This window comes from Clostridium sp. chh4-2, assembly GCF_002899675.1.
GTDB lineage: Bacteria > Bacillota > Clostridia > Lachnospirales > Lachnospiraceae > CHH4-2.
The window spans coordinates 109044-122688 of the sequence record NZ_PKUU01000004.1; the positions used below are offsets into that span (position 1 = coordinate 109044).

Annotated in this window: 12 protein-coding genes; 7 read left to right on the plus strand and 5 right to left on the minus strand. The window is 46.1% G+C overall.

Annotation, left to right across the window (positions count from 1 at the left end; genetic code table 11):
- Positions 1-150: 150 nt before the first annotated feature.
- The 3 genes from C0033_RS05450 to C0033_RS05460 form a co-directional block, all read right to left on the minus strand.
- The gene (locus C0033_RS05450; RefSeq protein WP_103227039.1) at positions 151-2865 is read right to left on the minus strand and encodes a PAS domain-containing hybrid sensor histidine kinase/response regulator; all 2715 of its coding nucleotides are present in this window, start codon (positions 2863-2865) and stop codon (positions 151-153) included.
- A 356-nt stretch (positions 2866-3221) separates the two neighbouring features.
- Positions 3222-3851 (minus strand): CatA-like O-acetyltransferase, encoded by a 630-nt coding sequence (locus tag C0033_RS05455; protein ID WP_103226868.1) that lies wholly within the window; start codon positions 3849-3851, stop codon positions 3222-3224.
- A 144-nt stretch (positions 3852-3995) separates the two neighbouring features.
- Positions 3996-4670 carry a FadR/GntR family transcriptional regulator gene (locus tag C0033_RS05460; protein WP_103227040.1) on the minus strand — a complete coding sequence of 225 codons (675 nt, stop codon included), beginning with the start codon at positions 4668-4670 and terminating at the stop codon, positions 3996-3998.
- A 151-nt stretch (positions 4671-4821) separates the two neighbouring features.
- On the opposite strand from C0033_RS05460, the gene C0033_RS05465 reads away from it, so the two are divergent.
- From C0033_RS05465 to C0033_RS05495, 7 genes are all read left to right on the plus strand, one after another.
- The gene (locus C0033_RS05465) at positions 4822-5520 is read left to right on the plus strand and encodes a cytochrome c biogenesis protein CcdA (protein WP_103226869.1); all 699 of its coding nucleotides are present in this window, start codon (positions 4822-4824) and stop codon (positions 5518-5520) included.
- 23 nt (positions 5521-5543) lie between these two features.
- Positions 5544-6332, plus strand: coding sequence for a redoxin family protein (locus C0033_RS05470; protein WP_242984426.1), 789 nt, complete (start codon positions 5544-5546; stop codon positions 6330-6332).
- Positions 6333-6371: 39 nt separating this feature from the next.
- Entirely contained in the window at positions 6372-7547 is a 1176-nt protein-coding gene (gene msrB, locus C0033_RS05475) for a peptide-methionine (R)-S-oxide reductase MsrB (RefSeq protein ID WP_103226870.1), read from the plus strand.
- A 100-nt stretch (positions 7548-7647) separates the two neighbouring features.
- Positions 7648-8427: a response regulator gene (locus tag C0033_RS05480; protein ID WP_103226871.1), complete on the plus strand. Its 780-nt coding sequence runs from the start codon at positions 7648-7650 to the stop codon at positions 8425-8427.
- Positions 8411-10144: a sensor histidine kinase gene (locus C0033_RS05485; RefSeq protein WP_103226872.1), complete on the plus strand. Its 1734-nt coding sequence runs from the start codon at positions 8411-8413 to the stop codon at positions 10142-10144. The genes C0033_RS05480 and C0033_RS05485 overlap by 17 nt, the downstream gene beginning before the upstream one ends.
- A 99-nt stretch (positions 10145-10243) precedes the next feature.
- Positions 10244-10558 carry a metalloregulator ArsR/SmtB family transcription factor gene (locus C0033_RS05490; protein ID WP_103226873.1) on the plus strand — a complete coding sequence of 105 codons (315 nt, stop codon included), beginning with the start codon at positions 10244-10246 and terminating at the stop codon, positions 10556-10558.
- A gap of 66 nt (positions 10559-10624) precedes the next feature.
- Positions 10625-11401: an SDR family NAD(P)-dependent oxidoreductase gene (locus C0033_RS05495; protein WP_103226874.1), complete on the plus strand. Its 777-nt coding sequence runs from the start codon at positions 10625-10627 to the stop codon at positions 11399-11401.
- Positions 11402-11515: 114 nt separating this feature from the next.
- Here the strand turns inward: C0033_RS05495 and C0033_RS05500 are convergent, their stop codons facing one another.
- Positions 11516-11740 carry a PF20097 family protein gene (locus C0033_RS05500; protein WP_103226875.1) on the minus strand — a complete coding sequence of 75 codons (225 nt, stop codon included), beginning with the start codon at positions 11738-11740 and terminating at the stop codon, positions 11516-11518.
- Between the two features lie 59 nt (positions 11741-11799).
- The gene (locus C0033_RS05505) at positions 11800-13644 is read right to left on the minus strand and encodes an ABC transporter ATP-binding protein (protein ID WP_103226876.1); all 1845 of its coding nucleotides are present in this window, start codon (positions 13642-13644) and stop codon (positions 11800-11802) included.
- Position 13645: the final 1 nt, after the last annotated feature.

Sequence of the window (13645 nt, forward strand, 5' to 3'; positions counted from 1 at the left end):
TAATATGATTTTTTCCTTATTATTTCCTATAATATAGAAAGAATCCCGTCCGGAAACATTTTTTCTGCCATAAGAGCACTCTCTTCGTATGACAGAAAAAGCTGCCGCCCATATCCAGGCAGCAGCTTTATTCTATCCGTATCATTCACTTTATCCCATCCATCTCTGCAGGGTTTCCATCAGATGATCCATATTAATAGGTTTTGCAATGTGGTCATTCATTCCCGCGCTATGCGCTTTTCCAAGATCCGACGCAAAGGCATTGGCTGTCAGCGCGATGATCGGGACTGTCTGTCCATCCCGCCGTTCCAGGGCGCGGATCATCTCAGTTGCCTGGTATCCATCCATAATGGGCATCTGCACATCCATCAGAATACAGCTGTAATAACCTACCGGAGAACTTTCAAACATCTCCACGGCACACTTTCCATTTTCCGCCTCTTCGATCAGAAGCCCCTGCATCTGAAGCAGTTCAACCGCGATCTCCCGGTTCAGCTCATTATCTTCTACCAGCAGAATCCGTTTGCCTGCCAACGCAGAATATGGTACCTGGGGCAGCTCAAAGGATTCCGGCTGGACGCTTATCCTGAACTGATGGAAGGTATGCGCCATTTTCGATTTAAACAATGGCTTTGTAATGAAAACATCGGCGCCCGCCATTCTGAATTCTTCCTCAATCTCCGTATAATCATAGGAGGAAATGACAATAATCGGCATGGTCATACCCACCTTTTCCCGGATCGCTTTTACCGTCTCAAGACCGTCCATTTCCGGCATCTTCCAGTCCAGGATCACGGAAAAGAAATCATCCGCTCTCTCATGGGCATCCACCACGCGTCTAACCGCTTCTCTGCCTGACAACGCCCAGGTTCCGCGCATGCCCAGCTCACGCAGCAGTTCGGCGGCGCTTTCGCACACAATCCGGTCATCGTCCACCACCAAAACGGAAAGTCCGGACAAGGATGCATCGTTCTCTTCATCCCCTCCGCATATCGTTAAAGGAATGGAGACGATAAACTGGCTTCCCTTTCCAAGCTGGCTTTTAACCTGAATCGTTCCGTTCATCATGCGGACAATATTCTCTGTTATGGTCATGCCAAGCCCGGTTCCCTGGGTCTTGCTGATGCGCGAATCCTCAGCGCGGGTAAACGGTTCAAAAATATGGCGCTGGAATTCCTCCGTCATGCCGACTCCGTTATCTGTCACAATAAATTCATACTGCCCTTTATCCTTATTAATGGACGGCAGCTCTCTAAGCCGCAGGCTGATCTTTCCTCCTTCCGGAGTATACTTGACCGCATTGGAGAGCAGATTCATCAAAACCTGCTGCAAGCGCCCCATATCCGTAATTACATTCTCATGGTGCACGTAATCGGCGCTGATCTGAAATTCCTGATTCTTCTGGCTTATCAGAGGACGGCAGATATCCATCACCTCATCCACCAGATCCGGCAGGAAAACTGTCTCGGAAGACAGATCGATTTTCCCGCTTTCGATTTTGGACATATCCAGGACTTCATTAATCAGGCTGAGCAGATGACGGCTGGAAACGCTGATTTTAGATAAACAGTCCTTCACCTTATCAGGAGCGTTTAAATTGGCCTGCGCGATAATCGACATTCCCATGATCGCATTCATCGGCGTTCTGATATCATGTGACATGGAGGATAGGAAATTGGTTTTGGCATCATTGGCCACCCGGGCCGTTTCGTAAGCGTCCTCAAGGGCCTGACGCTGTCTGGACTGTTCCATACGCTCTTTTGTCACATCAATTCCGGCGCTGTAAAAGGATGCGATTCCATCCCAGCTCTCTTCTGCACTGACATAGCTGTATGTCATGGTCAGTATCTTCATGGTTCCGTCATGGGTTATGATGCGCCCTTCCACCGCCGTATTCCTGCCGGTTTTCTTGGCGGTTTCCATAATCTCAAAAGCGCGGGCCATATCATCGGGATGGATATAAGCACGCTGGCAGCGCAGATCATTTTCAAACTGTTCCTTCGTAAATCCGATTAAATCCAAAAAGCCGCCGCCATACCAAAGGACCGTTGTCATGTCTTTGGCATCCACTCTCGCGAATCCGCCCGGAATAGTGCGGATGATGGCATCCCTCTCCTGGTCCTTTTTCGCCAGTTTAAATTCCGCGCTGTACATGTCGTGGGACAATTCGATACGAGCCCTCCGGCCTTCCCAATTGATCACTCGATTTTTAATCATAAACGTCCGCTGCAGGACGGGATTATCAAATTCCCATTCATAAAATGATTCTTCACACAATTTATCATTGGTACAGAAAGGGCAGGGCGATGTTCTTCCCTGGATAACCTTATAACATTTTTGCCCCAATACTCCCTCCTGAGTTACATGCAGGGTTTCGCATGCGTTCGGGTTCAGATATAACAGATCATGCGTCTCCATATCACAAATGTATACATTACCCACATAGGTATCCATCATCCATTTGAAATACCCCAGTTTCTGACGGTAGAGACGGGTCTGCTCTTCCTTTTCAGAAATCAGGGAGCTCACATTTGAAAATTCGATTTGAAGCACAGGCTTGTCCCACTGCGGCTGTTCCTGTATTGTTCCGCAGAGGTTTACCCATAAAAAGCCGCTGTCCTTTAAAGGCAGCCGGACAGTTAACTCGATATCACTTCTGCCCTTTTCCTGCGCCGAAGCCAGGGCCTGCATAATCATATGAAAATCTTCGGGAAATTTCGCATAATATTGTCTTAAATCGTGATAGTCACGGCAAAAATCCTGTTCTGAATCATGTATGTTATTGTAAAAACCGGTATTTCCCCATAAAAAGGTTAAGCTTTCGTCCAGCAAACAGCAGATTACACTGGTTTTTAACATATTCATAAAATCCGGGCATACATTGCTTGCTGTTTGCCTGTTACAAGCTTCCCTTTGTCCTGTTATTACATTGTTATTCATAATTCCCTCACATTTCCGTATTCATAAGGATTTCTGTCTTTTCTTGTGAATGACACGGCATTTGCATTTATGTCAAGGCCGGTATTCTGACACAAAACTTTTCATCTATATAAAAGACAGACTCTAACTCGCCGGTTAGAGTCCTCTTCCATTCTTATCCATAAAGCAGACATGTCAATTATATCAAAACCGGTTCCTGATTACAAGGCAATCGCATAGAGAATTCAAGTACTGTTTTGGACGGTTGTTACTATTCACAGTCCCGGTGGTCTTAGTGAAAGTTATGCAGCCGTACCGAAGGTATCCAGGAATTTCTGAAGTTTGCCGGCCAATTTTCCAATATGGACTCCATCCACAAATGAATGATGGACCTGTACGGAAAACGGAAGCATGATTCTCCCATCTCTTTCATAATAACGTCCCCAGTCAAACAGCGGCGTCGCATTGTCCCTGCTGCCGGAATCCGTATGGGAAATATGGGTGTAAGATACCCACGGGAAAGCGGAAAATTGGAACACATCGTTTCCGAGGGGAGCCGTAAAATATTCCTTCTGCTCCTTTTCCGTGCGGCCGGCCAGATCCACATATTCCTCCATGGTCTCCTGCATTTTTACATTTACAACCTTAAATAATTCCGTGTCTTTATTCAGATAGGTAAATGAGGTATTGATTTTATCAAATACCACCGGTTCTCCGTCCACAAAGCGGCAGCGGAATTCTTCGATCTCATTCGCGCATTTGGAAACCGCAAATACAAAAGAATAGGTAAAAGAATAGCCTCTCTTTCTGATCTCGGCCAGAAAATGCGTCAGGTCCAGCTCAAACGTGACGCAGTACTGCGGCTGTATGTAATTCCGGAACACTTGGTAATGCATGGATCTTTCCCATTCAGCTAAATTGATTTTTTTCATAGAAACACCCTCTCTTTCAATTCCTCATGGAATATTTTAATGATAATAAAATTATAAGTTTTAAGTTGTCTAATGTTAATACGTTGTATTATGTCTATGTTTATAAAACGGGTTCCTGATATAATAGCAGGAACCCGTCGTCATTTAATCTATTCCTAATTCTTTCATTGCATGCATGATATGGATTTTCATCGCATTTTTTACGCCTTCTGCATTTCTCTGCTCTAAAAACTCCATAATCATTCTATGGTCATTGATCGTATCTTCTATCGCTTTTTCGCTTTTCAAGGATAAATAAACTCCTTTTGAAATTGCCTGGTACAAAATCGGCATGAGTTTATTCATGAATTCATTGTGCGCAGCCTGCGCTATCGCCTTGTGAAAGGACTGTTCGTCGTCCGTCCTGTCCTTACGGCTGTAAATCTCCTGTTCCACTCTCTTACCGTATTCTATAATTCTCTTGATCTCAGAATCCGTTGCTCTTAACGCAGCATAATAGGCGGCTTCCGGTTCGAATATCAGCCGCATTTCGTACAAATCTTTCGCATTTACCTTGACCTCAGACAGCTGTTCGATATCCGTCTGCTTTTTAAATGCATTGGCTTTTACATAGGTTCCCTTGCCCCGCTGTATCTCCAGTATATCAAGTGTGACCAGAATTCGGACCGCTTCCCTAAGCGTGGTACGGCTTACATTCAGTTCTTCTGCCAGTTCCAATTCATTGGGAAGTTTGTCGCCGGCTCTATATCTCTTTTCAACCGTTATCATGGAACGTATGTTGTCGGCCACATTCTGTGATAACATTTTATTTCCGCTCATTTTCTCACCTTCGCCCTTCCCGCACATTATACTACGCTTTCTGCAAAAATTCAAACCGTAAGAAATCAAAGAAACACCCAAAACAGTTCTATTACAAATCCACCTGAAAACCCGTAGAATAAAGTCATCAAATAGAAAAAGAGGTGACAACATGAATCTGGACTTTCTTTATCTGGGCACGGTATTTGCCGCAGGGCTGCTCTCTTTCTTCTCCCCCTGTATTGTACCGCTGCTTCCTGTATACATCTCCATATTTTCTTCCGGCGGGATTTTGGAACGTGAGAATATGGCTCACAGGAGGCTGAAAATCTTTCTCAAAAGCCTTCTCTTCGTGGCCGGAATCTCGGTATGCTTCGTTCTGCTGGGGTTTGGCGCGGGAGCTCTTGGTTCGGTCATCGGCAGCAAATCGTTTCTGACCGCCATGGGCCTCATCGTAATTCTGCTGGGGCTGCACCAGACGGGGCTGATCCACATCAAGTGGCTGTATCATGAGAAAAAAATGGATCTTGAACGTTCCCTTAAAGGCGACTATTTTGGCTCATTTTTGCTGGGGCTCACCTTCAGTTTTGGCTGGACTCCCTGCATTGGCCCGGTTCTCGGCGCAATCTTGGGACTTTCGGCCACAAGCAGCCGGCCGCTTTACGGCGGATTCCTGATGGCGGTTTACTCATTGGGCTTCCTGATTCCGTTTCTGATTCTGTCACTCTTTTCCGATTTACTGCTGACACGGGTTAAAAAAATAAACCGGTATCTGGGAAAGATCAAGACGGCGGGCGGGATTATTATAATCCTGATGGGAGTTCTTCTGATGACAAATAATCTGGGCAGTATTTTGACAATCTTTGGATAATAATTAAGAAAGGAACACATATTATGAGAAAAAATTTATTAATTGGAATGGCGGCCGGGATTTTGCTTTTGGGCATAACCGCATGCGGTGCTGGAAATGATAGGAATAATAAAACGATGACGAAAGAACAGGGCGGCGGCATGAAGGCGGAAGAAACGATGATGGCGGACGGGACTAAAATGATGGATGAGACTGAAATGATGGACGAGACTGAAATGATGAACGAGACTGAAATGATGGACGAGACTGAAATGATGGACGAGACTGAAATGATGGACGAGACTGAAATGATGGACGAGGCTAAAATGATGAATGAAACGGAGATGATGGATGATATGCAGCCAGCAGACCAGTCTGATATGATGGACAATACAGATATTATGAATCAGGGAACACCTGCGCCCGACTTTGAAATGATGGATTTAAATGGGAAGACCGTAAAACTTTCTGATTTCCGCGGCGAAAAAGTTTACCTCAAATACTGGGCATCCTGGTGTCCGATCTGCCTTGGCGGTTTGGAAGATATCAACACCCTTTCCGCCTCCGACAGCGGTTTCCGGATTCTGACCATTGTAGCTCCCGGACAAAAAGGCGAAAAGAATATGGAAGACTTTAAAACCTGGTTTTCCGGCGTCGAAAATACGGAAAATATCACGGTCCTGTTCGATACCGACGGCGCCTATGGGGCACAGGCCGGAGTGCGGGGCTATCCGACTTCAGAATATATCGGTTCTGACGGTGTGCTGGTTAAAATGGTTCCCGGCCACGCGGATAACGACACAATTAAGACTGCATTTGAATCCATAAACTAATTCAATAAACATAAAAAATGATGGAAAGGAGCTGGCAATATGATAAACTATTGGAAGAAATCTATCGGGGCAGGAATGCTGGCAGCTGCCATGGCTCTGCTGTCCGGATGCTCTGCCGCCGCACTGAACATAGGTGCCGCGGCTTCAAAAGAGGCCACAGACAGTATGACCATGGAACAGGAAAAAATGAAAGAGGAGAAAACAATGATGAACGAAGAAAATCTGCATACAATCTACCTTGCAGGCGGCTGCTTTTGGGGCATTGAAGCCTATATGAAAAAACTGCCCGGCGTATATGATACGGATGTGGGCTATGCCAACGGAGACACGGAAAACCCAACTTATGAACAGGTCTGCTACAACAATACCGGCCATGCGGAAACCGTAAAGGTGGTCTATGATCCCGACAGCATTTCCACAGAATTGCTGCTGGAAGGCTTTTTCAAAGTGGTGGACCCGACCAGCGTAAACAGACAGGGCAATGACAGAGGCAGCCAATACCGCTCCGGCATTTACTACATCGATGAAGAAGACAAAGCGATCGCTGAGGCCGCGGTGGAAAAACAGAAAGAAAAATATACAAAACCCGTGGTTACGGAAGTCCTGCCTCTGAATAATTTCTATCTGGCCGAAGATTACCATCAGGATTATCTGGATAAAAACCCAGGCGGCTACTGCCACATTAATTTAAATGATGCCGACGAATTCATCGCAGAAGAAAATTTAGGGATGAGCGGCATGAATGACCTTTCCGGCCTGATCCTGCCAGAAAATTACCTGGTTCCCAGCGATGAGGAACTGAAAACAAAACTCACCGACATCCAGTACCGGGTTACTCAGAAAAATGACACGGAACGCCCTTACACCAACGAATACGCCGACACCTTTGAAAAAGGGATTTATGTGGACGTAGTCACCGGAGAGCCGCTGTTCAGTTCCGAGGATAAGTTCGAGTCCGGCTGCGGTTGGCCCAGTTTTTCTAAGCCGATTATACCTGAAGTGGTGACCGAAAAATCCGATACCAGCTTTAACATGGTGCGCACGGAAGTCCGCAGCCGCGCGGGCAATACCCATTTAGGCCACGTTTTCGACGACGGCCCCGCAGAGATGGGCGGGCTGCGCTACTGCATCAACAGCGCCTCCATCCGTTTTATCCCATATGATAATCTGGAAGCCGAAGGGTATGGCTTCTTAAAACAAATCTTTGACATGTAACGTTTACGCCGGGGCCTGGAATGTTGCCTTCCAGGCCCCGGTGCTATATAATGATCTCAATAGCACAAGATAAAATTTGTAGCAGCGAGGAGGCGCCCATATGTATAACTTATTAGTCGTAGAGGATGAGAGCATCATCCGCCGGGGTATCCGCACATTTATCGATTTCGACGGCCTTGGCATCGGAGAATTTTTTGAAGCGGAGAACGGCGAAGGCGCCTTGGAAATACTCAATAATCATCACATAGACCTGATTCTGGCCGATATCAATATGCCGAAAATGAACGGACTGGATTTCTGCCGTCTGGCCAAAGAGAACGATCCATCCGTCAAAATCGCCATACTGACCGGCTATGACTACTTAGATTATGCCATCCGGGCCATCAAGATCGGAGTGGATGACTATGTCCTAAAACCACTCTCCCGTGACGACGTACAAAAACTCCTCTTTCACCTTGTGGAAAAGAAAAAAGAAGCCGACAGTTTCGCCGCTGTCCGTCATGCGGTGGACAAACTGGCCGAAGATGTCGGAGCAGACGGAAATCAAAGCGTCAGAACCCAGATGGCCGAAACCATGGAAGCACATCTTTCCGATTCTGCATTTACACTCAGCGCCATGGCCTCGGAACTGGGATACAGCATCAGCTATTTAAGCACTCTTTTCAAACGCTGTTTTGGTGAGAATTTCAGGGATTATCTGCTGGAACTCCGGCTGGAACGGGCTAAAATCCTCCTTCTCACTACCCAGATGAAAAATTACGAGATCGCAGCTACGGTGGGCATCGATGATCCCAATTATTTCAGCGTATGTTTCCGGCGCAAATATAAAAAGACTCCGAAAGAGTTCAGAACGGAGGCGGGTCATGGAGAAAAAATGTAGGTTTCATCATTGGAGCAGGCGATTCGGCGTGCAGCTCTCCCTCTTTTTCCTTGGCGCAGGTCTGGCGGTCATTCTTCTTCTCGGCGGAGCCCTTTATTATTACGCGGCAAATCTTTTAATGGACGAGACCGTCACAAAAACTCACGACCTGCTGGAAATGAGCGGTACCAACATCAGCACCTATATCGGCCGTGTCAAAGGAGCGTCCAATGTTTTTGCAAGCGATCCGACGCTCCGGCAGTATCTGTCAGAAGGCGATGAAAGCCTGCAGCCCGGCCTGATGTCCCGCATCTATGCACTTCTGAAAAATGATCCCGCCCTCAAATCCATTGTAGTGGTTTCCAAAGACGGGCGCATTCTTTCCAACGAAGATGGACTTGACATGTCTGTCTCCGCAGACATGATGAAAGAGGACTGGTATATGGAATCCATTCACAATACCATGCCCGTACTCACCGGAGCCAGAATGCAGAGTTTTTCTACCGACAAAGACAATTGGGTGATCTCCGTAAGCACTGAAATCACCGGATCATCCGGTGAAAATCTGGGAGTTCTGCTGATGGATATGGATTACAGCGTCATTGAAGACCGGCTTCGCAGCCTGGATCTGGGCGCTGAAGGCTATGTCTTTCTGCTCAATGACAAAGGCGAACCGGTCTATCACAGGGACACCAGCTATTTTTCAAGTCCAGAGAAACAGGCTCAGCTATTGGAGATTCTGGCATCCGGCGACAGCTATGACAAAGATAAAAATGTACTCACTTACCAGACGCAGATCGAGAACACCGGCTGGACCATGGTGGGCGTAGTATCCCTGGACACCCTTAAAATGCTGGAACGCCAGCTCTTTGAATCGGTTCTCCTGACAGGCGGACTGCTTTTCTTAGGCGTTTTACTGCTGGGAATCTTTTTTACCCGCCGTTTGTCCACTCCCATGGCCGATCTGGAACGGGGCATGAGCGAGATCGAAAAGCTGGCGGAAATCTCGGTTCGGAAAAGCAGCTTTTACGAGGTGGAGCTGCTGGCCGCCAATTACAACCGCATGATCCGCCGCATCCGGGAACTGCTGGAAGAGATTCAGGATAAGGAAAAAAACCTTCGTCAAACTGAACTGAACGCCTTGGTCAGCCAAATCAACCCTCATTTTTTATACAATACCCTGGATACGATCGTCTGGATGGCTGAATTCAACGACAGCACAAAAGTCATCGCCCTCACCAAGTCTTTGGCCGCATTCTTCCGCCTGTCACTTAACGGGGGACGGGAACTGGTCACCGTGGAGGATGAGTTGGAACACGTGCGGCAGTATCTCTATATCCAAAAAGAACGGTATGAAAACAAGCTCAATTATGAAATCCACTCCCCGGAGGAACTTTTGGACTACACCGTACCCAAGATCATTCTCCAGCCCATCGTGGAAAACAGCATTTATCACGGCATTAAACCTTTAGACGGCCCCGGGTTCATCACGGTGACCGCTCAGGAAGAAGATGACCAGCTGATCTTCATCATAACCGACAACGGCGTGGGATTTGCCTCCGACGAGACAGCGGCAGAAGGCTCAGGGCTCCTTGGACATGTGGGGCTTCGCAATGTGGACGCGCGCCTGAAGCTCTATTATGGGCAGGAATACGGTCTGACCATTCACTCTGCTCCGGGTGATGGGTGCACGGTGCGGTTGATGGTTGGGAAGCAGCTTTTAAATAGGAAGGCTTAGTGAAAGAAGTGACGTGCAGTGGGGAGAGTCAATCTTCCCTTGACAATATCATCCCGATATCATACAATAGGTTTAAACGCTTAAACATATGGAGGCATTATGAGCAAAAAAACTTTGCATATCCTGTCTGAATGCATCCCCATTTTCACAATGCTCCAGGACGATAACCGTCAGCAAATACTTATGCTGTTATTTGACAGAAAAAATATGACCGTCACTGAGCTGACAGAACAGCTGTCCTTATCCAGGCCGGCCGTTTCCCATCACCTGAAACTGCTTCTGGACAGCGGACTTGTCCGCGTTGCAAAAAATGGGAAAGAACGGATCTACAGTCTTTGCATGGATAATGCCATAGAATTGTTAAAAGATTTGCTGGCATCCATTGAAGACGACAAGAATATGACGCCTGAATAGCGGGCGTTATATTTTAGCAGATTAGGTTCAAATGATTAAACATGTAAACGTTAGGAGGAACCATTTATGTCAAAAAAACAAATAGCCATTGTTACCGGAGCCAGCAAAGGGCTGGGCAGAGAATTTGTAAAATTATTGGTGAAAGAAAATGATATCATGGAAATATGGGCGGTCTCCCGTAATAGAGACAAACTCCAACAGCTTTCAAATGAATTTGGTAATAAAATCAGGATCATCCCCATGGATTTATCCAATAGAAACTGTTTTAAAGAATTAGAAACGCTGCTGAAAAATGAGACGGCTGTCATCAAATATCTTATCAACAATGCCGGATTTGCAAAGTTCTGCTCCTATGACGATATTGCCATAGAAGAGTCTTTAAATATGATTGATTTAAACATCAGCGCCGTTGTGGCATTGGGACTGATTTGCATTCCCTATATGGAAAAAGGCAGCCATATTATCAATATTGCATCTCAAGCTTCTTTTTTCCCTTTGCCATATCAAAATATCTACAGCTCTACGAAAGCATTTGTCCGCAATTATACAAGAGCTCTGAATGTTGAATTGCAGGAAAAACAGATTATCGCAACAGCCGTTTGTCCCGGATGGATGAAAACGGAGCTATTTGACCGCGGCATCGTCGGCGCGAAAAAGGGCACGAACAAATTCTCAGGCATTGTCACTCCCGATGTGGTGGCGAAAAAGGCGATGGATGATGCGAGAAAAGGGAAAGATATTTCGGTGTATGGACTCTATGTGAAATTTACTCATCTGCTGTCTAAACTGACGCCGCAAAAAATCATGATGAAAATATGGTTAATACAGCAAGGGATCGGTTGAAGAATTTTAAGATTGAAGAGCCGCTGGGGCGGCGGGACAGAATTCAGCGGCCATGACAGGAAGATACGCGAATCATGGCCGCTGTTATATGCAAACACAAAAATAAACGGGAACTCACCAGCGGGTGATTGGATTTTTATAATCAAATACGATTAAACCGCAAGTTCTGCACAGACAGCCGTTAAAATCAGCGGCAGCAAAACTCTTTTGAACAATCATTACATCTTCCGGATCTTTTGAAAGAAGGGAAACTTTATGCCTTTTCTTATTAAAGGCCATTAGATTTCCTGCCTGTAAATAGCCGGTTTGCATTTCTTCGCCGCATTTTGGACATTTCATTTTTTAGACCTCACAATATTTATTTATCGTTGGGGATATTTTATCATAATAGATTTTTGCTAATGATCCGCCTGCTCTTCCGCAAATACTTTCATAGCCGCTTCTTCCTCAAACTGCCTGGAATACAGCTCATAATAGTACCCCTTTTGATCCAGCAGCTCTAAGTGGCTGCCCTGCTCTATGATCTTTCCATCTTTTACAACTAATATCAGATCCGCCTGACGTATTGTAGATAAACGGTGTGCGATCACAAAGGACGTGTGGCCCTTCAGCAGATGGTTTGTCGCATCCTGAATTAATTTTTCCGTCTGCGTATCGATTGAGGAAGTAGCCTCATCCAGAACGAAGATAGCCGGATTAGCCAGAACAGCCCGTGCAAATGAGATCAGCTGCTTTTCGCCTGTGGACAGCAGTCCTCCGCTTTCTCCCACGTCGCTGTCGTATCCTTTTTCCATTTTTCCCACAACCATATCAGCGGACACATTTCTCGCCGCCTCTTCTATCTCTTCATCCGTTGCATCCAGGCGGCCATATCTTATATTCTCCCGCACCGTTCCGGAAAACAGGTGAGGGTTTTGCAGCACATAACCAATCTGACTGTGAAGCCACAGCTGCGAACGCTCCCGATAATCCACGCCGTCAATCAGGATTCTTCCCTTTGTGGGTTCAAAAAACCGTCCCACCAGGTTCACTAAAGTGGACTTACCTGCTCCCGTCTCGCCTACAATCGCGACATTCATTCCGGCTGGCACATGGAGGTTAAAATGCTCCAGCACATATTCTTTTCCGTCCGGATACATGAAGGAAACGTCTTCAAACACAATATCACCCTGTATTTTCTCCCAGTTTTCCTTATTGGGCGAAAAAGCGTCACCATACTTTTTAAGCACATCGGGCCGGTCCACCACATTGGGCTTCTGCTCCAAAAGATCCATCACCCGCTCAATATTAGCCTGACAGGAGATCAGATCCGCCAGCAGCCTGGCAAGCTGCTGGATTGGTTCAAATATAACCACCGCATAGGAGATAAATACAGACAAGGTTCCCAGTTTTATGATATTCTCCTGAACCATATAACCACCTTTTGCCAACACAACCGCCGAAGCAACCGAGCTGAAAAATAAAATGGCCGGAATGTAGACCGCATTCAGCTTAGCCGAATGGATCGCCGCCTGATGCATATCCGATGTCTTTTCAAAAAAACGTTCCTCATTGTCCGTTTCAATGACCATGCTTTTTGACGTCTTAACCCCCGTAATCCCTTCATTGTACGCGCTTGTAATCTGGGAATTGATCCGTCTCACCTTCCGGTTCCATTTCAAAATCCGGTTCTGGAAATACACCGTCAGCAAAGCGATACATGGAACGATCATGATGATGATTAATGCAAGCCGGGCATTCAGAATAAACATGATCACAAACACACAGACCACATAGATCAGGGCCCAGAACATATCCACCAGCCCCCACGCGATCATCCCCGCGATCCTTAACGTATCACTCATCACCCTGGCATGAATATATCCCACCGGCGTCGTATTGTAATAAGAAAATGATAACGTCTGCAAATGCTGGAACTGCGCCCTTTTTAAATCTTTTCCCACATTCATCTCAATCGTTGTAGCCGCATGAACCGACAGATAGACGCAAACCGTCTGGGAGGCAATAACTAAAATATAAACCAGCGCAAATATCCCAAGCCCATCCAAACGGTTTGGTATTATGAATGTATCTATGGCATAGCTTTGAAACAGCGGCACAAGAATATCCACTCCTGCGAGCAGGACATTCAGTCCCAATGTTACAGCAAAAAACTTTTTATATGGTTTAAAAAAGGAAGATAATTTCATCCAAATCCTAAAACTGAAGGGATTATTATATTCTTTTTCTTCATATGCTGCCATT